This window comes from Bradyrhizobium sp. ERR14 (assembly GCF_014198235.1).
Classification (GTDB): Bacteria; Pseudomonadota; Alphaproteobacteria; order Rhizobiales; family Xanthobacteraceae; genus Bradyrhizobium.
Map to the genome: position 1 here is coordinate 293,940 of NZ_JACIHD010000001.1, position 24,510 is coordinate 318,449.

Annotated in this window: 30 protein-coding genes; 18 read left to right on the top strand and 12 right to left on the bottom strand. The window is 64.7% G+C overall.

Annotation, left to right across the window (positions count from 1 at the left end; all coding sequences use genetic code 11):
- The first annotated feature begins 111 nt into the window (after nucleotides 1–111).
- Nucleotides 112–564, top strand: a complete 453-nt coding sequence (locus tag GGD62_RS01420; protein ID WP_183706868.1) for a DoxX family protein — start codon at nucleotides 112–114, stop codon at nucleotides 562–564.
- Nucleotides 565–568: 4 nt separating this feature from the next.
- Here the strand turns inward: GGD62_RS01420 and GGD62_RS01425 are convergent, their stop codons facing one another.
- The 4 genes from GGD62_RS01425 to GGD62_RS01440 form a co-directional block, all read right to left on the bottom strand.
- On the bottom strand, nucleotides 569–1,120 hold the full coding sequence (locus GGD62_RS01425) for a dihydrofolate reductase (RefSeq protein WP_183256745.1): 552 nt from the start codon (nucleotides 1,118–1,120) through the stop codon (nucleotides 569–571).
- Between the two features lie 7 nt (nucleotides 1,121–1,127).
- The gene (locus GGD62_RS01430) at nucleotides 1,128–2,153 is read right to left on the bottom strand and encodes a polysaccharide deacetylase family protein (protein WP_183234079.1); all 1,026 of its coding nucleotides are present in this window, start codon (nucleotides 2,151–2,153) and stop codon (nucleotides 1,128–1,130) included.
- A 166-nt stretch (nucleotides 2,154–2,319) separates the two neighbouring features.
- Nucleotides 2,320–2,889 carry a glutathione peroxidase gene (locus GGD62_RS01435; RefSeq protein ID WP_179730674.1) on the bottom strand — a complete coding sequence of 190 codons (570 nt, stop codon included), beginning with the start codon at nucleotides 2,887–2,889 and terminating at the stop codon, nucleotides 2,320–2,322.
- Between the two features lie 93 nt (nucleotides 2,890–2,982).
- Nucleotides 2,983–4,566, bottom strand: a complete 1,584-nt coding sequence (locus GGD62_RS01440; RefSeq protein WP_183706869.1) for a L,D-transpeptidase family protein — start codon at nucleotides 4,564–4,566, stop codon at nucleotides 2,983–2,985.
- Between the two features lie 208 nt (nucleotides 4,567–4,774).
- Between GGD62_RS01440 and GGD62_RS01445 the strand changes: the two genes are divergently transcribed.
- The 3 genes from GGD62_RS01445 (at nucleotide 4,775) to GGD62_RS01455 (ending at nucleotide 6,530) form a co-directional block, all read left to right on the top strand.
- Nucleotides 4,775–5,323, top strand: coding sequence for a CreA family protein (locus GGD62_RS01445; protein WP_183706870.1), 549 nt, complete (start codon nucleotides 4,775–4,777; stop codon nucleotides 5,321–5,323).
- 387 nt (nucleotides 5,324–5,710) lie between these two features.
- The gene (locus tag GGD62_RS01450; protein ID WP_183707628.1) at nucleotides 5,711–6,130 is read left to right on the top strand and encodes a hypothetical protein; all 420 of its coding nucleotides are present in this window, start codon (nucleotides 5,711–5,713) and stop codon (nucleotides 6,128–6,130) included.
- Nucleotides 6,131–6,164: 34 nt separating this feature from the next.
- Nucleotides 6,165–6,530 carry a hypothetical protein gene (locus tag GGD62_RS01455; protein WP_183706871.1) on the top strand — a complete coding sequence of 122 codons (366 nt, stop codon included), beginning with the start codon at nucleotides 6,165–6,167 and terminating at the stop codon, nucleotides 6,528–6,530.
- On the opposite strand, the gene GGD62_RS01460 is transcribed toward GGD62_RS01455, so the two are convergent.
- Nucleotides 6,531–6,776: a DUF6719 family protein gene (locus GGD62_RS01460; RefSeq protein WP_018317497.1), complete on the bottom strand. Its 246-nt coding sequence runs from the start codon at nucleotides 6,774–6,776 to the stop codon at nucleotides 6,531–6,533.
- 67 nt (nucleotides 6,777–6,843) lie between these two features.
- A complete protein-coding gene (locus GGD62_RS01465; RefSeq protein WP_183706872.1) occupies nucleotides 6,844–8,334 on the bottom strand; it encodes a PLP-dependent aminotransferase family protein in 1,491 nt (496 codons plus the stop codon).
- Nucleotides 8,335–8,410: 76 nt separating this feature from the next.
- Here GGD62_RS01465 and GGD62_RS01470 point away from each other — a divergent pair, with 76 nt between their 5' ends.
- The 5 genes from GGD62_RS01470 to kynU all read left to right on the top strand — a co-directional run bounded on the left by GGD62_RS01470 (nucleotide 8,411) and on the right by kynU (nucleotide 13,625).
- Nucleotides 8,411–9,136: a pyridoxamine 5'-phosphate oxidase family protein gene (locus tag GGD62_RS01470; RefSeq protein ID WP_028144959.1), complete on the top strand. Its 726-nt coding sequence runs from the start codon at nucleotides 8,411–8,413 to the stop codon at nucleotides 9,134–9,136.
- 54 nt (nucleotides 9,137–9,190) lie between these two features.
- Nucleotides 9,191–10,468 carry an ArgE/DapE family deacylase gene (locus tag GGD62_RS01475; RefSeq protein WP_183706873.1) on the top strand — a complete coding sequence of 426 codons (1,278 nt, stop codon included), beginning with the start codon at nucleotides 9,191–9,193 and terminating at the stop codon, nucleotides 10,466–10,468.
- 248 nt (nucleotides 10,469–10,716) lie between these two features.
- Nucleotides 10,717–11,526: an alpha/beta hydrolase gene (locus GGD62_RS01480; RefSeq protein WP_183706874.1), complete on the top strand. Its 810-nt coding sequence runs from the start codon at nucleotides 10,717–10,719 to the stop codon at nucleotides 11,524–11,526.
- A 36-nt stretch (nucleotides 11,527–11,562) separates the two neighbouring features.
- Entirely contained in the window at nucleotides 11,563–12,402 is an 840-nt protein-coding gene (gene kynA, locus GGD62_RS01485) for a tryptophan 2,3-dioxygenase (RefSeq protein ID WP_018317492.1), read from the top strand.
- A 20-nt stretch (nucleotides 12,403–12,422) separates the two neighbouring features.
- Nucleotides 12,423–13,625 carry a kynureninase gene (gene kynU / locus GGD62_RS01490; RefSeq protein WP_183706875.1) on the top strand — a complete coding sequence of 401 codons (1,203 nt, stop codon included), beginning with the start codon at nucleotides 12,423–12,425 and terminating at the stop codon, nucleotides 13,623–13,625.
- Between the two features lie 157 nt (nucleotides 13,626–13,782).
- On the opposite strand, the gene GGD62_RS01495 is transcribed toward kynU, so the two are convergent.
- A complete protein-coding gene (locus GGD62_RS01495; protein WP_183706876.1) occupies nucleotides 13,783–14,592 on the bottom strand; it encodes a cobalamin-binding protein in 810 nt (269 codons plus the stop codon).
- A gap of 117 nt (nucleotides 14,593–14,709) precedes the next feature.
- On the opposite strand from GGD62_RS01495, the gene GGD62_RS01500 reads away from it, so the two are divergent.
- Together GGD62_RS01500 and GGD62_RS01505 are read left to right on the top strand one after the other, a co-directional pair.
- Entirely contained in the window at nucleotides 14,710–15,108 is a 399-nt protein-coding gene (locus GGD62_RS01500) for a PaaI family thioesterase (protein ID WP_026201860.1), read from the top strand.
- Nucleotides 15,109–15,260: 152 nt separating this feature from the next.
- Complete coding sequence (locus GGD62_RS01505; RefSeq protein ID WP_018317489.1) at nucleotides 15,261–15,872, top strand: GNAT family N-acetyltransferase; 612 nt, start codon at nucleotides 15,261–15,263, stop codon at nucleotides 15,870–15,872.
- Nucleotides 15,873–15,951: 79 nt separating this feature from the next.
- On the opposite strand, the gene GGD62_RS01510 is transcribed toward GGD62_RS01505, so the two are convergent.
- From GGD62_RS01510 to GGD62_RS01525, 4 genes are all read right to left on the bottom strand, one after another.
- A complete protein-coding gene (locus GGD62_RS01510; RefSeq protein ID WP_018317488.1) occupies nucleotides 15,952–16,257 on the bottom strand; it encodes a hypothetical protein in 306 nt (101 codons plus the stop codon).
- A gap of 96 nt (nucleotides 16,258–16,353) precedes the next feature.
- Complete coding sequence (locus tag GGD62_RS01515) at nucleotides 16,354–17,040, bottom strand: DUF2161 domain-containing phosphodiesterase (protein ID WP_183706877.1); 687 nt, start codon at nucleotides 17,038–17,040, stop codon at nucleotides 16,354–16,356.
- 99 nt (nucleotides 17,041–17,139) lie between these two features.
- Nucleotides 17,140–17,820 carry an SDR family oxidoreductase gene (locus tag GGD62_RS01520; protein ID WP_183707567.1) on the bottom strand — a complete coding sequence of 227 codons (681 nt, stop codon included), beginning with the start codon at nucleotides 17,818–17,820 and terminating at the stop codon, nucleotides 17,140–17,142.
- Between the two features lie 23 nt (nucleotides 17,821–17,843).
- Complete coding sequence (locus GGD62_RS01525) at nucleotides 17,844–18,587, bottom strand: tyrosine-protein phosphatase (RefSeq protein WP_183232325.1); 744 nt, start codon at nucleotides 18,585–18,587, stop codon at nucleotides 17,844–17,846.
- A 71-nt stretch (nucleotides 18,588–18,658) separates the two neighbouring features.
- Here GGD62_RS01525 and GGD62_RS01530 point away from each other — a divergent pair, with 71 nt between their 5' ends.
- Nucleotides 18,659–18,970: an MliC family protein gene (locus GGD62_RS01530; protein ID WP_183706878.1), complete on the top strand. Its 312-nt coding sequence runs from the start codon at nucleotides 18,659–18,661 to the stop codon at nucleotides 18,968–18,970.
- A gap of 113 nt (nucleotides 18,971–19,083) precedes the next feature.
- Here the strand turns inward: GGD62_RS01530 and GGD62_RS01535 are convergent, their stop codons facing one another.
- Nucleotides 19,084–19,287, bottom strand: coding sequence for a DUF2735 domain-containing protein (locus tag GGD62_RS01535; RefSeq protein WP_018317483.1), 204 nt, complete (start codon nucleotides 19,285–19,287; stop codon nucleotides 19,084–19,086).
- 540 nt (nucleotides 19,288–19,827) lie between these two features.
- Here GGD62_RS01535 and GGD62_RS01540 point away from each other — a divergent pair.
- The 6 genes from GGD62_RS01540 to GGD62_RS01565 all read left to right on the top strand — a co-directional run bounded on the left by GGD62_RS01540 (nucleotide 19,828) and on the right by GGD62_RS01565 (nucleotide 24,505).
- Nucleotides 19,828–20,862 (top strand): glutamine synthetase beta-grasp domain-containing protein, encoded by a 1,035-nt coding sequence (locus tag GGD62_RS01540; protein ID WP_018317482.1) that lies wholly within the window; start codon nucleotides 19,828–19,830, stop codon nucleotides 20,860–20,862.
- Between the two features lie 198 nt (nucleotides 20,863–21,060).
- Entirely contained in the window at nucleotides 21,061–21,762 is a 702-nt protein-coding gene (locus GGD62_RS01545; RefSeq protein WP_183707569.1) for a GrlR family regulatory protein, read from the top strand.
- An 18-nt stretch (nucleotides 21,763–21,780) separates the two neighbouring features.
- Nucleotides 21,781–22,464 carry a substrate-binding domain-containing protein gene (locus GGD62_RS01550; protein WP_183706879.1) on the top strand — a complete coding sequence of 228 codons (684 nt, stop codon included), beginning with the start codon at nucleotides 21,781–21,783 and terminating at the stop codon, nucleotides 22,462–22,464.
- 32 nt (nucleotides 22,465–22,496) lie between these two features.
- Nucleotides 22,497–23,318 carry a tetratricopeptide repeat protein gene (locus tag GGD62_RS01555; RefSeq protein WP_183706880.1) on the top strand — a complete coding sequence of 274 codons (822 nt, stop codon included), beginning with the start codon at nucleotides 22,497–22,499 and terminating at the stop codon, nucleotides 23,316–23,318.
- Nucleotides 23,319–23,388: 70 nt separating this feature from the next.
- On the top strand, nucleotides 23,389–23,538 hold the full coding sequence (locus GGD62_RS01560) for a hypothetical protein (RefSeq protein WP_007591825.1): 150 nt from the start codon (nucleotides 23,389–23,391) through the stop codon (nucleotides 23,536–23,538).
- Nucleotides 23,539–23,800: 262 nt separating this feature from the next.
- Nucleotides 23,801–24,505, top strand: coding sequence for a hypothetical protein (locus GGD62_RS01565; RefSeq protein WP_018317477.1), 705 nt, complete (start codon nucleotides 23,801–23,803; stop codon nucleotides 24,503–24,505).
- Nucleotides 24,506–24,510: the final 5 nt, after the last annotated feature.

Consider the following 24,510-nt stretch of genomic DNA (forward strand, 5'->3'; position numbering starts at 1 on the left):
CCGCAAATCTTGAATTACTTTCAGTTCGCCATTTCCCCGTTTGTAAAGCGGCGCGCGACTCTTCATAATCCTCACGCGTTCCGTGCTTAGCGCTTTGCCAAGAGGCCGATCATGCCAGCGTTCGTGACTTTCGGGCGAATCCTGTTCGCCGTTCTGTTCATCTACACGGGCGCGACCAAGCTCTTTGCCATTCAGGCGACCGCCGACTTCATCGCCACCAAGGTCGTGGTGCCCGACATCGTCGCGCCCTACACCAAGCAGGTGGAGACGGCCACCGCCATGACCACGCCGCAGCTGCTGGCGATCGCCGTCGGCGCGCTCGAGATCATCGCGGGGCTGATGATCGCACTGAATTTCGGCGCGCGGTTCTTCGCGATGCTGCTGATCATCTACGTCGCGGTCGCGACCGTGCTGTTCGACGATTTCTGGAACCAGGCGCCGCCCGACAACGCGAAGATGGTGGTCGACGCGCTGAAGAACCTCTCGATCATCGGCGCCTTGTTCATGATCATGGGATACGGCCGCACCACGCGTCCGGCCGAAGCGGCGTACGGGGACGTCTGAGGGCCTACGTTCGGCGCCAGGGTGTCACGGTCACCTCATGCGCCGCATCGAGCAGATACGGTGTGCCCGGCTTCAGGCCGTGCGACGCCAGCACCTGCTGCGGCGACCGTGCCGGCACGCCGACGAAACAGCCTTCGCCGCCGGGCAGGCGCACATGCGGGGCTTCCGACAGCCAGAACGTATCGTAGCGGCCCATGAACATCTCGAACACGGCTGGGCCGCCGATGATGGCGACCATGCCGGAGGCGACATCGGCAAAGGCACAGGCCTCCTCGAAGCTCGCCTGTTCCGGATTCCACAGCGTCGCGTTCGGCATCTCCGGATCGACGGTGAGCGCCTTGATCTTGCGGGTCAGGATCAGCCGCTTGCGCTTCGGCGAGTTCGGCTGCTGCTCGTGCGAGTGGCGGCCATGCACGGTCAGCGCGGCGCGATCGAGCGCCTGCTCGAAGAACAGCTTGTCGCCGTCGAACTTCAGGCTGTCGGGCATGACGTGGCCGGCGTCGGCGAGCATGCCGTCCGCTGAGACGATGACGTAGCCTTCGATACGGAAAGACAATGGCCGTCTATTCGGAAACGGTCGTCACCACGGAATTGACCGGGCGCTGGCTCACGGTCGGCAGCTTGGCGTCCTTGAGCAGCTCCTGGTCGTATTCGGGCAGCGACGAGGCCGGGAATTTGGCGCGCATCGCCACCACCTTGTAGCCGCCGGCCTTCAGGCGCTTGAGCAGCTCGGGCAGGGCTTCCGCAGTATGCTTCTGGAAGTCGTGCATGAGGATGATGCCCTTGCCCTTGGTGTCGAGCTTCTTCATCACGGTCTCGACCACCTTCTCGGGCTTTGAAGCCTTGAAGTCGAAGGAGTCGATATCGCAGGAGAAGATCGCGGTGTTGCGGTTGCCGAGATAGGTGACCATCTCCGGCGGATGCTGAAGCGCCGGGAAGCGGAAGAACGGCGAGGGCGAGATGCCGCCGAGCGCCCACTTCACCGCGGACAGGCCCTTCTCGATCTCTTCCTTGCGCTGCGCTTCGGTGAGCTTCTTGTTGTTGAGATTGGCGTGCGACCAGGTGTGAGTGCCGACGGTGTGGCCGGCGTTGTAGACCTGCTTCAGGATCTCCGGCTCATAGGTCGCGTGCTTGCCGATCGAGAAGAAGATGCCGGTGGTGCATTCGTCGGCGAGCGCCTTCAGCACGGCGGGCGTGTTCTTCGGCCAGGGGCCATCGTCGAAGGTCAGCACCACCTCCTTGTCGCGCAGGAAGTCGAGGTCCTTAAAGTGCTCGAAGCCGAAGCCGGGACCGCCCGTGGTGTCGATCTCGACGGTGCGGGCGACACCGAGCGCGCCCGGCGTGTTGCAGGCCGCGCGGGCCGGCTGCGGCGCCTGCTTGGGCGGAGGCGGATTGACGAAGCCTGCCGGCGCGGCGGCTGCCGCGGGAGCTGCTGGCGGAGCCGCAGCAGGCGCGGCCGCGGCCGGCGTCGCCGCGGGTGCGGCTTGCGTCGCAGCCGCGGGCTTTGCGGCCGGGGTCTGCGACCATGCTGCGCCGGTCATCGCAACCGACATTGCGCTTGCCAAAATCAGTCCTGCCGCCACACGCATGGTGTTGTCCTCGAGATTGATCCCGTTGTTCCGCCGCGGCTTTTTCGCCGCGAGCAAAACCCATCCTGCCCCAAACGATCCTAGCCTAGATGGTGGGCCATCGCCATTGCAACGGCTGTTTGGCATCCCGCCACAATTGTGCCCAGCCGGATTGGGGCGTCGCGCGTCAACTGTCGGCCAGCGTCCTGGCAATGGCGGTCTTGATCCGCGTGTCAGCGGGTTCGACCGCGGACGGAAAGACCTCGGCGATATAACCGTCGCGGCCGATCAGGTATTTGTGGAAGTTCCAGCGCGGAACTTCCCGCGGCCGCGCGTCGGCGGCCCATTTGTAGAAGGGATGCGCCTTCGCGCCGACGACGTTCGCCTTGGCCGCGACCGGGAAGGTAACACCATATTGGTGGTGCGCGGTCTCCGTGATCTCGCTAGTGCCGCCCGGCTCCTGGCCGCCGAAATCGTTGGAGGGCACGCCGATCACGGTGAGCCCGCGCGCGCGAAACTCGTTCCAGATCTCCTGCAGGCCGGCATATTGCGGCGTGTAGCCACAGAGCGAGGCGGTGTTGACCACCAGCAGTGGCTTGCCGGTGAAAGCGGCAAGGCGGATGTCGTCACCGGACAAAGCGGGGAAGGAGAAGGCATAGGCCGAGATCCGGCTCATGCCGCCATCGGCGAGCGCGCGTGTTGCCGGCGCGAGCATGCCTGCAAGCGCCGCGGTGAGCATGGTTCTGCGATTCATCATGACGGCGTCCCCCGAAATGATCCGGGCCGCATGTTACTCTGCCGGTGCGACCTGCCTCGTCAACACCGCGTTATCGGGGCGCCGTGAAACAGGTCAGTACAGGCGGACGATGAAATCGGTGCCTTCGCCGGTCTCGCCCTGGTTGATGCCCTGGTCCGAGATGATGATCGAGCCGCCTGATGTCAGCATCTCGTTGATCTTCGCCATGGTGTCGGCGGGGATCGAGATGCGGTCGAGGGCCGCGGCCGGGCTGTCCGGCGTGACCACGGGCTTGGCAGGCACAGGCTTGGCGGCGACGGGGATCACCGCAGCGCCACCCTTGCGGCGCGTGAGGCGGCTGTCGTCCTCGCGGGCCGCGGAACGGGCGGAGACCGGCAGCGACACCACCGACCAACGCAGCGCATTGGAATCGGTCTTGTCGAGCTCGGCGGTGAATATGTGCGTGCCGAGCGGACGGTCGCTCGTGGCGATCGTGACCGGGACCTCGAACAGCGGCGCAAAATTCTGCCGCACGTAGAGCTTGGAATCCTTGCGGCTGATGAAGACGGCGATCTGGCCGGCCCGCTTGGGCGCTTCCGGCTTGACGGCCGGCGCCGGTTCGGCAACGCGGCCGTCATCCTTCTTCGCGTCGGGCGAGGCGGCGAGCGCAGCTGCAGTGGCCGGCGCATCGGGTGTCTTCGCGGAGTCCGCGGCTTCCGTCTTGACCGGCTCGGTCTTGATAGCTTCGACCTTGTCGGCAGCCGGCTTGTCGTCGCTAGCCGGCTTGGCGGCTTCCTCCGATTGAGGCTTGGCCGCGTCGGATGCCTCGGCCGTCTTGGTCTTGTCGGCCGGTACGGCGGCTTCCTCGCGGGCTGACGCATTGCCCGTGGTCACATCCGACATCACGACGTGTCCGACGGACGTGCGCAGCTCGAGCACGCTGTCGGCGCTGGCAGTTTTGGTTTCGGCTTTGGTCAGCGCGGCGCCCTTGTCGGCCTTGTCGCCGACATTGGTCTGCGGCTCGAGGCTGGCCGCAGGCTGCGGCGGCACGCGCACGGAGGCGAGCAGGGGATGGGAGAAGCTGTGCGGCGTCATCTCGCCGGGCGCGACGATGACGCGCGCGCCCATCCTGGTCCAGTTCCACATCTTCACCGCGAACGCCATCGGCATCCGGATGCAGCCATGCGAAGCCGGATAGCCCGGCAGCACGCCGGCGTGCATGGCGACACCGGACCAGGTGATCCGCTGCATGTACGGCATCGGCGCGCCGCTATAGATGTTGGAGTGGTGGAATTTGTGCTTCTGGATGACGCTGAACACACCCATCGGCGTCGAATGGCCCTTCATGCCTGTCGACACCGGAGATTCCGCGAACACGCCGTTGGTGTCGTAGACCGTGACCTTCTGCCGGTCGATCGAGACGACGATGACCAGCGGCCCTTGTGGCTTGGTCCCGGCTTCCTTCCCGGCGACAGCTTCCTTCTTGACCGCAGCGCCGCGCTTCTGCGGCTTCTGGCGCGGTATTTCGGGATGCCGGTCGGGCCGGGCGTAATAGGACCCGTCGGAATAATCCGTCCAATAATAATACGCTGCGTCTGCCTGGCTGGTCGCGCCGATCACACCCGCCGCCGTCAAAATGGCGACCTGCCACAGTCGCGCCGGCTTGGCAGAAAAACCCGACCCGTTCACGCTGTTCATCCTCGAATCCATAATCCAAATCAGACGTTAGTCTCGCAGAGGGGATACGCGTTCACCAGCAAGGCGGTTCTGCCATCAGCTACATTTGTCCAAGCCGTAGCAAAAAAGCCTCACGGAGCGGTAAACGGCGGCCGCGCCCGTATGTCCGTCGTCTTCCTGAGCGGCTGCCACATGCCTACATTGTGGCGACTTGTTACCGGAGAACTTCATGTCAACTCGTTTCCTCGGTCTTTCCAGCATCCACTTGAAAGGCTTTGCTTTCTTCCTCCTGGCCCTGGTCGTGCCGGCGGCGTCCGTTTCGGCCGCCGACGAGCCCGATCTGATCTTTCGCCGGTCCACCGTGTTCAAATGGATGAGCCCGAACGACAAGCTTGCGACCTATGGTCTCGACGATCCCGAAGTCGAGGGCGTCGCCTGTCATTTCACCGTGCCGGAAAAGGGCGGCTTCAAGGGCTGGCTGGGCCTTGCCGAGGAGGTCTCGGATATCTCACTGGCGTGCCGCCAGGTCGGCCCGATCAAGTTCAAGAGCAAGATGGAGCAGGGCGACGACATGTTCCGCCAGCGCCGCTCGCTGTTCTTCAAGAAGATGCAGATCGTGCGCGGCTGTGACACCAAGCGCAACGTGCTGGTCTACATGGTCTATTCGGACAGGCTGATCGAGGGCTCGCCGAAGAACTCGACATCGACCGTGCCGATCATGCCGTGGGGACCGGCGGACGCAACTGTCCAGAAGTGCGGCGAGTTCTTCACTCAGTGACGCGCTTGCGTTCACGCAGTGACGCGTCAGCGTTTCACTCAGCGCGACTGGCCCGCGGTTTGACAAGGTGCGAGCCGGTCAGCCGCACGAACGCTTGTGGCGCGGCTTCAAAGCCGCGGCCAGACTGCAACGACATTGCGCCGGCTGCGGCGACGCGATTCGACTGTTGATCTCCGCGGTCCGTCCGTTGGTCCGCCTCGCGCGGCATTGCGCGATCTTGCGCCGCCATAATGGCCATCCCTCAAGTGAACGCGCCCGGTGATCCGGGCGTCCTGGCTTCGATGGCTTGGGTCGCAGCCGATGTGACCTCGGTTCGACCCAGCCCTCGTTTGCCGCTCCATTCAGCAGAAAAACGTAAAATGCGTGTGAAGCAGGTGAGGCGGGAGCATGACGGCGGCAGCGTCCGGTGTGTTCGCGCACTGCAAACGGAACTTGGCAGGCGACTTTGAGCTGCGGCGAGACCTACCTGAAATGATTGGTCTTTTCGGAGAATTGTGTCGTCGTCTCGGGCCGGACGAAACAATTCTCACGCAAGATGAAACCATTTTGCGCTTTTGGCGCATCACGCGCGAAACCGCCCATGGTTATCAGCTTCACAACGACGAACGGCGCACCGCCGGCCACGAATTCGGAGACAAGACCATGCGCGCGCTGAGCTTCATCCTTGCCTTCGGTTTCGTGATCGCCGGCTCTTCGTTCGCGGGCGCGCCGGACGGCAATCTCCCCGGTGTCGGCACCTTCCAGTACAGCGGTTCGCCGATCACCCCCACGACGTCGCAGTCGATCGTGGTTGCCGCGCGCTTCTAATCGATAACAAGAAAATCAGCCGATAAAGGCCATCATGATCGTTCGATTTTGCGCCGCTGCCTTCGTGTCCGTTCTGACGATCGATGCCGCCCAGGCGCAGGTGCGTGCGCCCTCAAGGTTACCGGATCCCCGCACTGAGTTCGTGCGCCAATGCGCGCCGCGGATGCTCGGGCGGTGGGAACATCCCGAGGAAGTCTGCGGCTGCCTGCACGATCACGCCGCAGCCGCCGTCGAGGACCGCGATCTGCGCGAAGCGCTGTTGCGCGGCATCAGCGAGACCGGCGTGCCCACCATCGAGACCGACTGGGTGCCGGCGTCCAAGCAGGGCGAGATCGGCCCGACCTTCACCAAGATCGCCAAGCCGACCTTGCAGTGCATGTTCGATCCGGCCAAGCAGTAACTATTTCGTCTTCGGACCGTAGCGCGGCACGCAGGCGGCGGTGCGCGCGACGCCCTTGTCGGTCATCTTTGTTCCGCGGACTTCCTTGACCTGTCCGGCGGGACAGGTTCCGTCATCCACCTGCACGCGCTGGCCCAGCTTGAGATCGGTAATGTCCTGCTCGCGTCCGACCGTGACGGCGTGCGCCGTCGTCACGAGCGCGGCGGAGATCAGGAGCGAGAGGCAAGCTGCACGGCGGAAAAGCATGGTGAAAGATCCCGGCATTGATACCGCAATGTAAGGACGGGCCCGCGATTCTGATAGTGAACCTTTGTCAGGGCCGCCGGGCCGATCTCTTCCTCGTGCGCAGCGCGGCGCGCGATTCCCGCGCGAGCCGTTCGGCGGAGGCGACGAGCTGTGGAACCGCATGGCCGGAAAATCCCAGCACGAAGCCGGGCAGAGGGCGCGCGCGCGAATAGGTGTCGGCCAATAACCAGCCTTCCGCGCCGGCCGCCTGCTTGGCCCGCGCTGCCACCGACAGGTCGACCGAGGGATCGAACCGGGCGACGAGATGCAGGCCTTGCGATGGCACCGGTACTGATAGCGCGCCATCGGATGCGGCTTCCAGCGTTTCGGCCAGCACGTCGCGGGCCTCGCGATAGAGTTTTCGTACGCGCTTGAGGTTTGCGGCGAACGCGCCCGAGTTGAGCATGTCGGCCACCGCGCCTTCCATCAGCGTGCCGGGGAATCGGTCGAGCGCCGCGCGCGCAGCCGTCACGTCCTCGATCAGGCGTTCGGGCAGGGCGCAATAGCCGATGCGCAGGCCGGGAAACAGCGTCTTGGCGAACGTGCCGAGGTAGATCACGCGCTGGAGGCGATCGATGCCGGCGAGCGACATCAGCGGTGCGCCGTCATAACGAAACTCGCTGTCGTAATCGTCCTCCAGCACGAAAGCGCCGGCCTGCTTGGCCCAGTCAAGAAGCTCGAGCCGCCGCGGCATCGACATCTGCACGCCCAGCGGAAACTGGTGCGACGGCGTGACATAGGCCGCGCGCGCGTTGGGGCCGGCAGAGCGTCCCTTGGCGACCTGCATCCCTTGCTCGTCGACCGGAACAGGCACGGCGCGATAGCCGCAATGCGCGATGGTTTTTCGCGCGGCGGGGTAGCCAGGGTCCTCGCACCAGACCTGGTCGTTCGGCTTCAGGATCGCGCTCAGCACGATGCGCAGCGCATGCAGCGTGCCTGATGTGAGCATGATCTGATCGGGGTCGCAGCGCAGGCCTCGCGCCGACAACAGGTGATCGGCGATTGCCGCGCGCAGCTCGCGGCTGCCGCGGGGGTCGCCATAATGCAAATGCTCAGGCCCGAAGGCGCGCATGCGCCGGCCGACGAAGGCGCGGAAGCGCTGCACCGCGCGCTCGTCAATATGGGTGCAGCCGAGCGCGAACGCGCCTTGCCCCGGCGTTTCGACAATGACCTTCGGCTTGTTCGGCTCGGCCGTGCGCGCAGGAATGCGCGCGGCGACGAACGTTCCGGAGCCGACGGTCGCCTCGGCGAAGCCGTCGGTGATCAGGCGCTCATAGGCGATGACGACAGCGTTGCGCCGAAAGCCGGTCTGCTTGGCCAGCGTGCGCGACGGCGGCAGCGGCTCGCCGGGCTTGACGAGGCCGGAGACGATCATCTCGCACAGCGCCTGGTAGAGCCGGTGCGCGGCGGAGGCGCCTGGCGTGACATGCGGTCCGGTGAGGTCGAGCGGCAGCTCGGCCTTTGTCGGCAAAGAAGGCTTGGCCGGTGCGGGGAGAGAATTGGTCGGAATATTTCGCATGGAATTGGAACTATCGCAGACCAAATGCGCCGCTACAACTGCTTCCAGATTTCTTCCAATCCGAGCAGGAGCGGCCGTGAGCCAGACCGAGACCTCGAATTCCTATCCGACCTCAGTGCGCAACCAGGTGAAGCGCCGGCACGACCGCGGCTTCTACGACCACGCCACGGTTCATCGCATCCTGGATTCCTCGATGCTGTGCCACGTCTCCTACGTGATCGACGGCCAGCCCTATTGCACACCGACGTTCTTCTGGCGCGAGGGCACCAAGCTGTACTGGCACGGATCGAGCGCGAGCCGGATGCTGCGCAGCCAGACCAAAGGCGAGCGCGTGTGTCTCACGGTCGCCCATCTCGACAGCCTCGTGCTGGCGCGCTGTGGCTTCAATCACTCCGCCGATTACCGTGCGGTGATGGCGTTCGGCACCGCCTATCTCGTCACCGACCCCGAGGAGAAAGAGCGTGCGGTGATCGCGATGGTCGACCGCTTCTTTCCGGACCGCACGGCGAGCCTGCGGGCCAGTAATACGCAGGAGATCAAGGCGACGTCTTTCATTGCGATGGAGATCGAGGAAGCCTCGGCCAAGGTCCGCGCCAAGGGTGTTGCTGACGACGACGAGGACTATGCGTTGCCGATCTATGCCGAGCGCATCCCGGTGCGCACCGTGCTCGGCGCGCCGGAGCCATGCCCGCGCCTGCTCGACGGCGTCAGCCGGCCTGCGACGCTGAATGGCTATTCGGAAGGCCGCCTGCTCGAAGATGCATTGCGGGATGCTTATTTTGTGGAGTACCCGAACGGCTGAAATCGGCTAGCTTGCGCGCTCCTTGGGAACCATTGGAATGCCGGGAGTTGCCTGATGAATGCCGAAACGCAGCAGAGGATTCTTGACGCCGTCGATGCCGGCTTCGAGGCCCAGCTCGCCACCACACGCGATTTTGTCGCAATCCCTTCGACCCGCGGGGCGGAGGGGCCGTGCCAGGACATGATCGGCGACCTCCTGCGCGCGCGCGGCTACGAGGTCGACGACTGGCACATCGATGTCGACGACCTCAAGGATCTGCGCGGCTTCGGTCCGATCGAGCATGACTTCTCCAAGGCGCGTTCGGTGGTGGGCACCTACCGTCCGCAAACGAATGGCGGCAAATCGCTGATCCTGCAGGGCCACTGCGACGTGGTGCCCGCCGGCCCCCTGGAACTGTGGGACACGCCGCCGTTCTCGCCCGTCATCAAGGACGGCAAGATGTTCGGCCGCGGAGCCTGCGACATGAAGTCGGGCACCATCGGCGCGCTCTATGCGCTCGATGCGATCAAGGCCGCGGGCTTCAAGCCGACGGCACGGATCCACTTCCAGTCAGTGATCGAGGAGGAGAGCACGGGGGTCGGTGCGCTGTCGACGCTGCAGCGCGGCTATCGCGCGGACGCCTGCTTCATTCCGGAGCCGACCGGCGGCAAGATGGTGCGCTCGCAGGTCGGCGTGATCTGGTTTCGCCTGCGGGTGAAGGGGCACCCGACCCATGTCGCCTTTGCCGGCTCCGGCGCGAACGCGATCATGGCCGCCTATCATTTGATCCAGGCGCTGCAAAAGCTCGAGATCGAGTGGAACGAGCGGGCCAAGGCTGACAGGCACTTCAAGACGCTGAACCATCCCATCAACTTCAACCCCGGCATCATCAAGGGTGGTGATTGGGCCTCCAGCGTGCCGGCCTGGTGCGATGTCGATTGCCGGATCGCGGTGCTGCCGGGCTGGTCGATTGCCGATCACCAGAAGGAGATCACGGCCTGCGTCGCCGCTGCCGCGCGCAACCACCGCTTCCTCGCCAACAATCCGCCGGAGATTGAATGGTCGGGCTTCCTGTCGGAGGGCTATGAGCTGACCGACGCGGCGGCACCGGAAGCCGCGTTCGGCAGGGCGTTCGGCAAAGTCTACGGCGGCACGCCTGAGGATCTGGTCTTCACCGCGCTCACCGACACCCGATTTTATGGCCTCAACCACGGCATCCCCAGCCTGTGCTTTGGCGCCAGCGGCGGCGAGATGCACGGCTTCAACGAATATGTCGAGCTGGAGTCGCTGAAGAAGACCACCAAGGCGATGGCGTTGTTCATCGCGGAATGGTGCGGGGTGGAGAAGGGGTAGTCGTCGCCCCATCGCTGCTTTCGTAGGGTGGGCAAAGGCGCCCTTGCGCCGTGCCCACCAGTTTTCCCCGACATGATAAAGATCGTGGGCACGCTCCGCTTTGCCCACCCTACGGCGTCTCGGCTGGAGCGCGATCTGCCCGAAACACTGACTCTCAAATCCTTTAAGCTTAAAAGAAAGACTAGGCTGCCGGGCCTCCCGGTGGCAGACTGGCGTCCGGTTCGGTGGACGAGTCCGTGGGAGCGACAATGCGCGATTGGGATGATGCCTACGCCAATTCGGCCCATATCCCCGGCTCGGAAAAGATGCCTGGACGATGGGCGGAGCGGGCGGCGGCTTACCGCGCCGGGCTGAAGGACTTTCGCGCCGACATCGCCTATGGGGCCGGCGTGCGTCAGCGCCTCGACCTGATCCTGCCCGACGGCGACAGCAAGGGCCTCGTCGTCTTCGTCCACGGCGGCTACTGGATGCGCTTCGACAAATCGACCTGGACCGATCTCGCCGCAGGCGCCCGCCACCATGGCTGGGCGGTGGCGTTGCCGAGCTACACGCTGACGCCGGCCGCACGGATCTGCGACATCACCGCCGAGATCGCTGCGGCGATCGCCAAGGCGGCCTCGCTCGTCCCCGGGCCGATCCGGCTCGCCGGCCACTCCGCTGGCGGCCATCTCGTCACGCGCATGCTGTGCGACGACAGCCGGCTGGAGCCCGTTGTCTATAACCGCATCGCCGGCACGCTCTCGATCAGCGGCCTGCATGATTTGCGTCCGCTGCTCAAGACGAAGATGAACGAGACGCTGCGCATGACGATGGAGGAGGCGACGCTCGAAAGCGCGGCCCTGCATCTGCCACGCGGGCATTCACCCGTCACCGCCTGGGTCGGCGGCAGCGAGCGGCCGGAATTCATCCGCCAGTCCGATCTGATGGCCAATGTCTGGACCGGCTTCGACGTGCCGACCCGCCTCGTCGTCGATCCCGGACTGAACCATTTTACCGTGATCGACGGACTGAAGGATCCGTCATCGCCGATCACCGCGCGCCTGATCGGGCTCGATTGAGCAAAGCCGGGAAAGATCGATCGAAAGGGCCTGTCCATGACGTCCAGCGATTACGATCCCACGAGAGAAGGCGCCGAGACCGATTTCGCCCGGCGGATGTCGTACGGCGACTACCTGGCGCTGGATGCGATCCTGGGCGCGCAGCATCCGTTGTCGGAAGCGCATGACGAGATGCTGTTCATCATCCAGCATCAGACCACGGAGCTGTGGATGCGCCTGGCCATCCACGAGCTGAGCGCCGCACGCCGTGCCATCGCCGGGGACGAGGTGCAGCCCGCCATGAAGATGCTGGCGCGGATGTCGCGGATCTTCGAGCAGCTCAACAACGCCTGGGACGTTCTGCGCACGATGACGCCGAGCGAGTATACGCGCTTCCGCTCGCAGCTCGGACAGTCCTCCGGTTTCCAGTCGCGCCAATACCGGCTGATCGAATTCCTGCTCGGCAACCGCAACCACGCCATGCTCAAGCCGCACGCGCACGACGTGGAGACGACGAAACTGCTGGAAGCCGAGCTTGCGACCCCAAGCCTCTATGACGAAGTGCTCAGGCTCGCCGACCGCAACGGGCTGAAGATGCCGGCGGCGGTGCTCGCGCGCGATGTTCGCGAGACCCACAGCTTCAACGAAGGCGTACTGCAGGCGTGGCGCGTCGTCTACGAGGCGCCGGAGACGCATTGGATGCTCTACGAGCTCGCCGAGAAGCTGGTCGATTTCGAGGATTACTTCCGCCGCTGGCGCTTCAACCACGTGACGACGGTCGAGCGCGTCATCGGCTTCAAGCGCGGCACTGGCGGCACTGGGGGCGTCAGCTATCTCAAGCGCATGCTGGAGGTCGAGCTATTCCCCGAACTCTGGCGCGTCCGCACCATTCTGTAGGAACGCCCAAAGAAATGTCTATGACCAGATATCGCGTCTATGACGACACCAAAGCGCTGTTCCATCTGCCTGACGGCGTGATCTATCTCGACGGCAATTCGCTCGGCGCGCTGCCGGCGGGCGTGGCCGAGCGCGTCAACCGCGTCATCACGACCGAGTGGGGCAATGAGTTGATCCGGGCCTGGAACACCGCCGGCTGGTACGCCCAGCCGCGCCACGTCGGCGATCGCATCGCGCGGCTGATCGGCGCGGAAGCCGGCTCGGTGATGGTGGGTGATACGTTGTCACTCAAGGTCTATCAGGCCCTTGCCGCCGCGCTCGACATGAACGCGTCCCGCAAGGTCGTCCTGTCCGACACCGGCAATTTCCCGACCGACCTCTACATGGCCGAAGGCCTGATCGCCACGCTCGGGCGCGGCCATCAATTGCGTCTGGTGGCGCCGGAGGAGATCGACGCCGCACTCTCGGAGGAGGTCGCGGTGCTCTACATCACAGAGGTCGATTACCGCACCGGCCGGCGTCACGACATGGCGAAGCTCACCGCAAAGGCGCATGCGCTCGGCATCGTCACGGTCTGGGATCTCGCGCATTCCGCCGGCGCGCTGCCGGTCGATCTTGCCGGCTGCGGCGCCGATTTCGCGGCGGGGTGCACCTACAAATATCTCAACGCCGGCCCAGGCGCGCCAGCGTTCCTCTACGTCGCCCCGCGCCATGCCGACAGCGCGCGCGCCGCGCTGTCGGGTTGGATGGGCCACGCAAAGCCGTTCGCATTCGAGCTTGGCTATGCGGCCGCAGGTGGCGTCGAACGCATGCGCGTCGGGACACCGCCGGTGCTGGCAATGGCGGCGCTGGAGGCCTCGCTCGACATCTGGGATCGCGTCGAAATGGCAGAGGTCCGTGCGCGTTCGTTGGCGCTCGGTGATCGCCTCATTGCGGAGGTCGAACGCCGTTGTCCGCAGCTCAAGCTCGTTACCCCGCTCGCCCATGAGCGCCGCGGCTCGCAAGTTTCCTTCGCCTTCGATGGCGGCTACGCAGCGATGCAAGCCCTGATCGCTCGCGGCGTCATCGGCGACTTCCGCGCGCCTGACATCATGCGGTTCGGGATTACGCCGCTGTACATTGGCGAGAGCGAGATCGTCCGGGCGGCCGCGATCATCGAGGAGGTGATCGCGGGCGAGATCTGGCGGCAGCCGGAATATCAGGTGGTGAATGCGGTGACGTGAAAATCCATGCCGCCTTCTATCACCGTCACCCTGAGGCGCGAGCCTGGCGGCGCGAAGCGTCTCTGGGCGAGCCTCGAAGGGCGACGGCCCGGCTCCATCGGGGCCGTTCATCCTTCGAGGCTCCCCATGGAACGCGTTGCGTCCCATGCCTCGCACCTCAAGATGACGGGGTAGGCAGTTTCGAGTCCTTTCCCCACAACGTCGTCACGATCGCTTCAAGCCCATCCGTAAGTGCGGCCGGTCCAGGCTGGAGGATGATCGGCGACTTGATCTCGACGATGCGGTTGTTGCGGACGGCCGGAATTTCACTCCAACCCTCACGCTGCTTGATGCGGGCCGGCACGACCTTCTTGCCGCACCATGATGCGAGAATGACATCGGGCGCGGTCTTGCATACTGCCTCCGCCGAGACGATGCGATCCTTCGCGGCCTGCCGATGGCGCAGCTCCGCAAACACATCCTCACCACCGGCGATCTCGATCAACTCGGACACCCAGCCGATCCCGGAGATCAGCGGGTCATCCCATTCCTCGAAATAAACTCTCGGCCGCGGCGAGGGGCGGGGTGTCGCGGCAATCGCGGCCAACCGCCGCTCAAAACCTTGCGCAAGTTCCGCTGCGCGTTCCGTCGCGCCGACCAGCGCACCGAGCGTGCGGATCATCGCCAAGATCCCGGCGACGTCGCGCTGGTTGAAGACGTGGACGTCGATGCCTGCGCGGACCAGATCGGCGACGATGCCGGCCTGGAGATCGGAGAAGGCCAGCATGAGGTCCGGTTCCAGCGTCAGAATTTTCGGGATGTCCGCGGAGACAAAGGCTGACACCCGTGGCTTCTCGCGCCGCACCTGCGGCGGACGAACCGCGTAGCCGGAGACGCCGACGATGCGGTCCTGCTCGCCAAGCAGGTAGAGCGTTTCGACCGTCTCTTCGGTCAGACAGACGATGCGGCGGGGCGGGAAGTGGCGCATGGCGTTTCATATGCGCAAATGCGGGGGCGATGTCACGGCCGCCATTACCTCCGACGTCATTGCTTTGCCGCCCGAAGCAATTCACGCTGGGACAACAATCGATTGGGAGGACTTTTGATGACGCCGCTCGAGAAACTTAAAGCGATGAAGATGCCGTTCGCCGAGCTCAAGGGCGTCGAGTTCGTCGAGGCCGGGAAGGACCGCGTGGTGGCGCGGATGATGGTCCGCCCCGATCTCTGCACGCTGCACCACACTATCCATGGCGGCGCGGTGATGGCACTGGCCGATTCCGTCGGTGCGGCCGCGACCGTGATCAATCTGCCTGAAGACGCCAAGGGCACGACCACGCTGGAGAGCAAGACCAATTTCATCGGCGGGGCCAAGGAGGGAACCACGGTGATTGCCACGGCGACCCCAGTCCATCGGGGCCGAAAGACCCAGGTCTGGACCACGCGGCTGGAAACCGAGGATGGCAAGCTAGTGGCGGTGGTGACCCAGACTCAGCTGGTTCTGTAAGACTACGGCGCCTTGAGTTTGTTAACGAATTAGTTGTTCCCGGTGCCGCTAAGTTAGGCAGGTTCCCTCCTTGAAAAGAATGGTGCGATGCACAATATAGGGGGCCTAGGGATTCGAACGCCTCCTCGAGGGACACCAAGAGGAGTTTTGACGTGGTACTTGAAGACACCGTTCGCGCGCCGTCCGTTCCGGGCTATGTGCGGACCTTGAGCCAGCAGGAAGAATTGCCGCTCCTGCGCGATCATCTGCTCAGACTCGATGCCGGAAGCCGGCACGACCGTTTCAACGGCTTTCTCGACGACTCATTTATCGAGCGTTACGCCGCCCGCTGCGCCGAGGACGGCACCGTGATCGTCGCCTATATCGTCGACGGCGTGGTCCGTGGTGCTGCCGAGCTGCATCCGCCGGAAGATGGTTCGCTGCCTGAAGTTGCCTTCAGTGTGGAAGCCTCCGCGCGCCGCCAGGGCGTCGGCACGGTCTTGTTCAGCCGCCTGATCGCTGAAGCGCGCTGGAAAGGCTATAAGAGCCTGCGCATCACCACGGGCGCCGAGAATCACGCCATGCGGGCGCTCGCCAGGAAGTTCGGCGCGCATCTGGCTTTCCGTCACGGCGAATCGACTGGCACTATCGACCTCGCCAAGACGCCTGAGGCCGAACTTGCCGATCTCGCGGCCTCGCCGTTCAGGGCCGGCCGCGCTTTGCTCAGCCTCAACTCGACCTGCTGGAAGATCATCTCCAGCATGTACGACAACCGCGCCGCCTGACCTCAAATAGCGGATTGAATCAAAAAGCGGACCGGCGTGGCCGGTCCGCTTTCGTATTCTGGGGGCGCGAAATGAACGCTCAGGTGCCGGTGCGCTTGTCGTTGCCGAAACGGCGGACGACGCGGCGCTCGACCACCACGGAGCGCTGTGCGCCCTGTTCGCCGGCGATCACGCGGGTGGCGGTGATGCGGCTATTGGTGCGCGCCTGCTTCTTCACTTCGGCCTGCACGACATCGAGCGGCATCCCCATCAAGGCTGCGGCGATCTCGGCCTGCTGCTCATGATCGTCGGTAATGCCGATGGCGGCGAAGATCGCCTCGTCCAGGGTGGGCGGATCGTGGCGGACGCGCCGCGTGCCATATTTGGTATTCCAGTCTGCGCTCATAACGGCCTCGTTTTGATGCCGGGATACCTAGTGCCCCAAATGTTGCATTGCAATATGAAATTGGTATGGCATCTCAGCTATGCACCGGTCGGGGTGTCAGGGCGGTGACGCGACACCGGCATCGGTCTCGATCCGTTGTTGCGGCCAGCGCTTCAGGGCGGCATGCCCGGCCTCGGTGAGCCCGTAGATTCCCCGGTCGGCCCGTTCGAACCAGCCATACACATTGTTAAGCAAGATCTTGCCGGCGTCAGGGCAGCGCTCGCGCAATTCGCGCACGGGCCGCGGCCCGTCGGCGAGCGCTGAGGCGCAGGCCAGAGCCTGCTGCCGATAGGCCGTCATGATCGGGGCGCGCGTGCTGCCGCCGAGCACGGGATCGCCCTGGCGGCGCTGGTGTTCGGCAACGAGGCGCGACCGCACCTTCGGCTCGCGGCGGGGCGCTGCGGTCGGCGGCTTCACCAGCACCTCGACCTGGCCGCGGTCGGTCACGCCGAGCATGCCGAAGCCGAGACGGCGGCAGAGATTGCGATAGCGCGCGTCGCTCTCGCGCCCCTTGCCCCGGATCGACATCTTGGCCGCGATCCAGACCTCGTCGCCGGCCGGCGCGCGGTCGACCGCCTGTAGGATCAGCTCGAGATTGAAGGCGAGCTTGAGCTCGCCGATCACCACCACGGGCGGATCGCCGGCGCTGAGGCCCACGAGATCGCAGCCGCCGATCTCGCCCTTCACGGTGAAGCCGAGCTCTTCGAGGAAGCGTTTGACGGGCAGGTAGAGCGTAGTTTCCAAGGGGACGTCCGGTCGGAGAATCAGTTGCGGGCAGTCTAGAGCGTTCTGGGGTCCGATTGAATCAGAGCTCCCGCGCAGGAGGATTCGAACGCAACGCGTTTACACCCGTCCTCCGACCGGGATCAGCGCGCCGGTGATGCCGCTGGCCGCGTCGCCGGCCAGGAACAGGATGACCTCGGCGAGTTCCCGCGGCGTCACCCATTTGGAGAAATCCGCCTTCGGCATATCGGCGCGGTTGGCGGCGGTGTCGATGATCGACGGCAGCACGGCATTCACCGTGACCTTGCCTTTCCACTCGCTGGCCAGCGACTCGGTAAGCCGATGCACACCCGCTTTCGAGGCCGCGTAGGGCCCCATGCCGGAGCCTGCCTGGAGCGCGCCCATGGCGCCGATATTGACGATGCGGCCGGCCTTGGACGCTGCGAAATGCGGCAGCGCCGCGCGCGAGGTGTTGAGCGCGGTGAGGACATTCAGTGCGTACATGCGCTGCCAGGTCTTGACGTCGCCATCGCCCACGGTTTCGAAGGCGAAGCCGCCGGCGATGTTGATCAGCGCATCGAGCCGGCCGAAATGCTTGGCCGCCGCGTCAACCGCCGTCTTCGCCTGGGCCGCGTCGGAGAGGTCGACGCCGCCGATCTCGATGCTCTCGGGCGTTGCGGGAATCTGCGATGGAGCGTGATCGATGCCGGCCACGCGCGCGCCGCGCGATCGTGCGATCTCCGCAACCACCTTGCCGAGCGCGCCGAGTGCGCCTGTCACGATCAGGATCCTGTCTTGCATCATCACTCTCCGGGCGCTGCGGCCTATGCTTGCAGATAGCGCGCCTGCAGCGCGGCTCGCTCCGCCGTGCCAAGCTTGAGGGCGTCGCGCAGATAGGTTTCGAGATCGCCATATTCACTGCCGATGGCTTCGAATGCAGCGGCAAGGTACGAGGCTTCGACGCTGCCGATGGCGTTGCGTACGTCCTCCGGCAGGTCGAAGGCGGCCGTCGCATCGCGCTTGTAATGCTGGTTGGTGAGCAGGTAGTCCTCGGCGATGATTTCATCGGGTACGCCGAGCGCATGCAGGATCAGCGCGCTGGCAAAGCCGGTGCGGTCCTTGCCCGCCGTGCAATGGATCACCAGCGGCGCGCGATCTTCGAGGAGATGGCCGAACAGGTTGCGAAAGCTGTTCGTGTGGTAGCGAACGTAGTTGCGATAGGATTCGCGCATGAGCTCCAGCGCGACCGGTGCCGTCAGCGTGCCGCTTGCGAGTTCGGTACGCAGCGCAGCCACGACGCTCGGCTCGATCGGCAGCGAATGCACCGTGATCTCGCTGACGACGCAGACGCCGGCCGCGCGCTCCTCAACCCCACGGAAATCGAAAGCGCTTCGCACCCCCAGCGCCCTGACGATCTCGATATCGGCAGCGGTGAGCTGGCCGAGATGGTTGGAGCGGAAGATGTGCCGCCAGCGCGTGGTGCGGCCATCGATGGTCGGGTAGCCGCCGAGATCGCGAAAATTGCTGGCGCCTTGCAAGGCGAGGTGACGGGCAGGGGAATCTGACATGGGATCGGCTTCGGTTATGGTTCCATTGGACGCACGAGGGGCGTCCTTGAAAGCTATTACAGGGGGCGATCATGGGCCGGTACAAGGCCATTCTTTTGACGACCGCCATGCTGGCAGCTGGAATGACCAGTGCGCGACAGACTGAAGCGCAGACGTTCCAGACCTATCGCTGCGCCGATGGTACGCAGTTCATCGTTGCATTTTATGACGCCGACAAGCGGGCCTTTCTCCAGATCGACGGCGAGCCGGTCACGCTCGCCAGGCGGCTGTCGGTCGCCGGAAAACGCTATTCGGGCGCGGGTATCACGCTGACCATCGGCAAGACCGGGGCCACCACGGTCAAGCATCTGAAGCGGCCGGTGACGGCCTGCGCGGTGATCTGAACGGCGTGGTTCATCCGAGAATCAAAAAGGGCCGAAACATCGCTGTTTCGACCCTTTTCGAACGGCCGCCGGGCGCCTGCGAGCGCGCGGCGGTTTCAAACCAACCATAGGCATCAGCGATCCCATTTCGGCTTGGCGTCGTCGACCGCCTCCTGGTGGTACCAGCTGTCGCTGCAGATCGAGACATTCGCCGGAAGCGAAGCGTGATCGGCAGGAAGGCGGGTCTCGCCATAGCGGCGTCCCGCGAGAGCCGCGCGGCCCCCGACCGGGAATTGGTAGATCGTTGCCGATCCGTGACTCAGACCATTGTTCATCATTGCGATTTCTCCTTGGTCGAAGCGCCTTGGCCTCCATGGTGCGCCCGACTCGTTCGATTGTGGTTACTGGAATCCCCATATCGGCCGCGCGTCCCGAATTGCAAAGTGCTGAAAACGAAATCAGTTTCCGCCCAATTTGTAGGCATGTGGCCTACTGCATCCCCTAAGGCATGGTGTCGGTGGCTAACGGCTAGGCCATTCCAAAGGTTGCTAGGCAGGGGCGTGAAGCTTTGCGAAAATTGCTGGACGTTGATGCGCGTTTCATCGGCAACCTCGGGCGCGGGCCGGCCTGCTTCAGAATCGGGCGTTTTTCGCGGGATTTTTGCGGTGCAGCTACACGCAATGGTGCGCCGCTATGACGCACGACGCCGTCGACATCGCGTGGACCCCGGGCAGGGGACAGGCGCGGTGGAGAACCTCCCGCGCTGCGGCCTTTTGGCACGTTAAATGCTTGTAAGGGGCCGGCCGATGATGGCCGGGTACAAAACGTTCGGGGGCCGCCAGGCCCCCAACCTTTCGCATCATCTACAGAGAGGCTCAATGACCAAGTATAAGCTCGAGTACATCTGGCTCGACGGATATACGCCGACTCCGAACCTGCGCGGCAAAACTCAGATCAAGGAATTCGCGTCGTTCCCGACGCTCGAGCAGCTTCCGCTCTGGGGCTTCGATGGCTCCTCCACCCAGCAGGCCGAAGGCCACAGCTCCGATTGCGTGCTGAAGCCGGTCGCCGTCTTCCCGGACGCTGCGCGCACCAACGGCGTGCTCGTGATGTGCGAAGTCATGATGCCCGATGGCAAGACCCCGCACGCCTCCAACAAGCGCGCCACCATTCTCGACGATGCCGGCGCCTGGTTCGGCTTCGAGCAGGAATACTTCTTCTACAAGGACGGCCGTCCGCTCGGCTTCCCGACCTCGGGTTATCCGGCGCCGCAGGGCCCGTACTACACCGGCGTCGGCTTCTCGAACGTCGGCGACGTCGCCCGCAAGATCGTCGAAGAGCATCTCGACCTTTGCCTCGCTGCCGGCATCAACCATGAAGGCATCAACGCGGAAGTCGCCAAGGGCCAGTGGGAATTCCAGATCTTCGGCAAGGGCTCCAAGACCGCCGCTGACCAGATGTGGATGGCCCGCTATCTGATGCTGCGCCTCACCGAGAAGTACGGCATCGACATCGAATTCCACTGCAAGCCGCTCGGCGACACCGACTGGAACGGCTCCGGCATGCACGCCAACTTCTCGACCGAGTACATGCGCACGGTCGGCGGCAAGGAGTATTTCGAGGCCCTGATGGCCGCCTTCGACAAGAACCTGATGGACCACATCGCCGTCTACGGCCCGGACAACGACAAGCGTCTGACCGGCAAGCACGAGACCGCGCCGTGGAACAAGTTCAGCTACGGCGTTGCCGACCGCGGCGCTTCGATCCGCGTGCCGCACTCCTTCGTCAACAACGGCTACAAGGGCTATCTGGAAGACCGTCGTCCGAATTCGCAAGGCGACCCATACCAGATCGCTTCGCAGATCCTGAAGACGATCGCCTCCGTGCCGGCCGACAAGAAGGCCGCAGCCTAAGATCCTCCCGGCCCGGGCTGGGGGGCTGGCCCGGGTTGGCTTTCAATCCGCCGGAGCTGAAAGGCGCCGGCGGATTTTTAGCATCTTGATGACAGCCATTCCCGCGATGCAGCAGGGTTGCGTTGCGTGAAGCCTGTCCATGTCGGCCCAAAGCGAGATAGAGTGCCCACAGGATGCGCGCAGGGCCGGGGACGGCTGGTGTTTGAAGGCTTCTACAAGGTGAAATTTCAGCTCGGCGACGCCGTCGGCCGGAGCGTGATGCATGCCGGCAACGGCAAGATGCTCGGCGGCAATTCGGCCTTCGCCCATATCGGCACCTACGAGAAGACCGACAGCGGCGTCGACGTCGTGATCAGCACCGTCCGCCATAACCCCGATCCGAACTATCGCGCCATGGCGGGCACCGATGATGCGACCTTGCTCGCCAAGGGCTGGGCGGATGGCGATCTCTATCGCTTCAAGGGCGAACTGAAGGAGTTGCCCGGCATTCCCTTCCAGTCGGTGATGACGCCGATCACGGAAGACGAGGTGCCGATCGCCGGCGGCATCGGCGAAGCCGGCATCGCCGACGGCCTCTACTCCATCCATCTGCGGATGCTCGACGGTCTCGATGGCGGCCTCACCGGCGTGATGCTGCTGAACCGGGGCTGCATCCTCGGCGGCGATGCGGCATTCTACTATCTCGGCAGCTACACCGCCGCGAACGGGCGCTGGAAGGGCCAGATTCTCAACCAGGAGCACACGCCGGCCAAGGACGACCCGATCTTCGGCGGCCACGAGGTCGGTATCGGCTTCTCGGGCCGCTACGACGCGGAAGAGGCGGTACTGGAGGCGACCGCGCTTGCCGGCAAGCGCAGCCTGCGCCTGACTGCGGCGCTCAAGCTGATGCATCGCGCCTGATCGCGACGGAAATCGCTCATGAAAAACCTTCGCATGCTCTCGACGCTCGGCCTGATGGGCGCGATGCGCAGCCTGTCGTCCGCGTATGAGGCCGCAACCGGCGTCCGTATCGACGCCGACTTCGCGCCGACCCTCGCTTTGCTGAAGCGCCTGCGCGACGGCGAGGCCGCCGATCTCGTGATCCTCACGCGCGAAGGGCTGGACGAGGTGATCGCGGAGGGCCACGTGCTCGCCGGGAGCGCGGCCGATTTGGCGCGCTCCTATGTCGGCATTGCCGTGCGGGCAGGGCAGGCGCATCCCGATATCGGAAGCGAAGCGGCGCTGCGCAGGACGCTGCTCGCAGCGCGGTCCATCGCCTATTCGCGGCTGGGCGCGAGCGGTGTCTACTTCGCCCAGCTGATCGTGCGGATGGGGATCGCAGCCGAGATCAACGCCAAGGCGACCATCGTCGAGCAGGGGTTTACGGCAGAGCGTCTCGTCAGCGGCGAGGCCGACCTCGCTGTGCAGCAGATCAGCGAGCTGAAGCAGGTTAGCGGCATCGAGGTGGTTGGTCCGATCCCGCACGAGCTGCAGACACCGGCGGTGTTCTCCGCCGGCCGCATGGCAGGGGCGAAGCATGCCGAGGCCGCGGACCGGCTGCTGCGCTATCTGGCATCGCCCGAGGTCGTACCCGTCCTGAGCCAATCGGGACTCGAGCCTTGAATTTGCCGAGGCGGGGACGCAACGTGACGACCATGCGGACTTGTCTCCTTGCCATCGTCCTGATGCTCGCTGCGCCCTTGGCAGCGCGCGCGCAATCGGCCGATCTCGTGTTGTGCGACCGGGTCGCGGCCGATCCCAGCGACCCCGACAAGCCGGCTGACGTGAGGGGCGTCGCGGAGGTCGCTGCCTCCGACGTCGCGACGGCGATCAGGTTCTGCAAGCAGGCCGCGCCGTCCTCGCGCCGTGCGATGTTCGCGCTCGGCCGCGCCTACGCCGCCAACCGGCAGACGGCGGAGGCGATCGCCGCCTGGCGCAAGGCCGCCGACAAGGGATCAAGCGCGGCCATGGTCGAGCTCGGTGTTGCCTATGGCACCGGCTCCGGCATCGCCAAGGACGAGGCGCAGGCGCGAAAACTGTTCGAGAAGGCGGCGCAATCAGGCAATCCCCGCGGCGTCAGCAACCTCGCTGCGCTCGGCGGCGCAGGTGGCGCCGCGCCGGCCGATCCCGCGCAGGCGCGCGCGCTGCTCGGCAAGGCTGCCGAGACCAATGCGGAGGCGCAGTACCAGCTCGGCCTGATGCTCTCCGAAGGCACGGGCGGCGCGAAGGACGACGTCGCGGCGCGTGGGCTGTTCGAGAAGGCGGCGGCGCAAAACCATCCCGGCGCGCTGGAGCGGATGGGGGCCTTCGCGGAAGGCGGCCGCGGCGGCGCAAAGGACAAGGACGCCGCCAAGGCCTATTACGAGCGCGCCACCGCGCTCGGCGACGAGGACGCCAAGAAGGCGCTGGAGCGGCTGCGCTGCCCCTATGCGATCAAGGACAAGCAGGGCAAGCTCGTCACCACGCTGTGCTTCTGAGCAGAGCCGCACGCGACGGAACCTCAACCGCGTGGACGCCGTTGATCTCAAGACACAACGGAGCGCGATCATGATCCGCAAACTGGCATCCGGCGAATACCGCCTCTATTCACGCAAGGTGAATCCGAAGACCGGCAAGCGTCGTAACCTCGGGACCTTCCGGAGCCGCGCGGCCGCCGAGAAACACGAGCGCGAGGTGCAGTATTTCAAGCGTCACTGACGCCTGATGAGCCCAGCGGCAACCAAGAAACGCGAAAACAACCCCATGCACAGTAGCCAAGCCTTTGAAATAACAGATCAATGAAATCGTTCGCTTGCGGATTAAGCGAAATGATGATTGACCCGTCGGGCAAATCGGGGGCATGGTGGCATCGCGGTCGCGGAGGTTCCGCAAGGCCCTGCGCGGAAAAGCCGGATGGCCGAGCGGCGGCGGCAATGCTAGGTAGCCCGCGATTCTTTTCCGATTTTACGGGTTCATTGCGTTGCTGGACGGACTCTACAAGGTTGAATACGGCGTCAACGATGCGTTCGGGCGCAGCATCATGTGCCTGCATGACGGCAAGATGCTGGGCGGCAATTCGGCGTTCGCGCATCTCGGCACCTATGCCGAGCGCGATGGCGAGATCATCGCCGAGGTGATCACCGAACGGCATAACGACGATCCCCATTACAAGCCGCTGATGGGCGCCGACGTCGCCAGGATCGGCGCACGCGGCCGGCTGCACGGCAACCAGATCCGTCTTACGGGCGGCGCGGACACCATGCCGGGCGCCGGCTTCTGGGCCAACCTGACGCGGCTCGATGACGGGGCGCTGCCGCCACGCGGCACGATCGGGCAGGGCGGCATCGCCAACGGGCTTTACGGGATGGGTCTGCGCGCGCTCGACGGCGTCGATGCTGGGCTCTCCGGCGTGATGCTGCTGATCGACGGCCGCATCCTCGGCGGCGATGCGTTCTTCTACTATCTCGGCTCTTACTCTTCGGCAGACGGCCGCTGGAAGGGAGAGATGCTCAACCAGGAGCACACGCCGGCCAAAGGCGAGAACCCCGTGTTCGGCGGCTATGAGGTCGGGATCGGCTTCTCCGGGACCTGCAACGAGGACAGCGGTGAGCTCGAAGGCATCGCACTCGCCGGCAAGCGCAGTCTGCGCCTTGCGGCCTCGCTGAGGCTGATGAGAAGGGCTTAAGGACT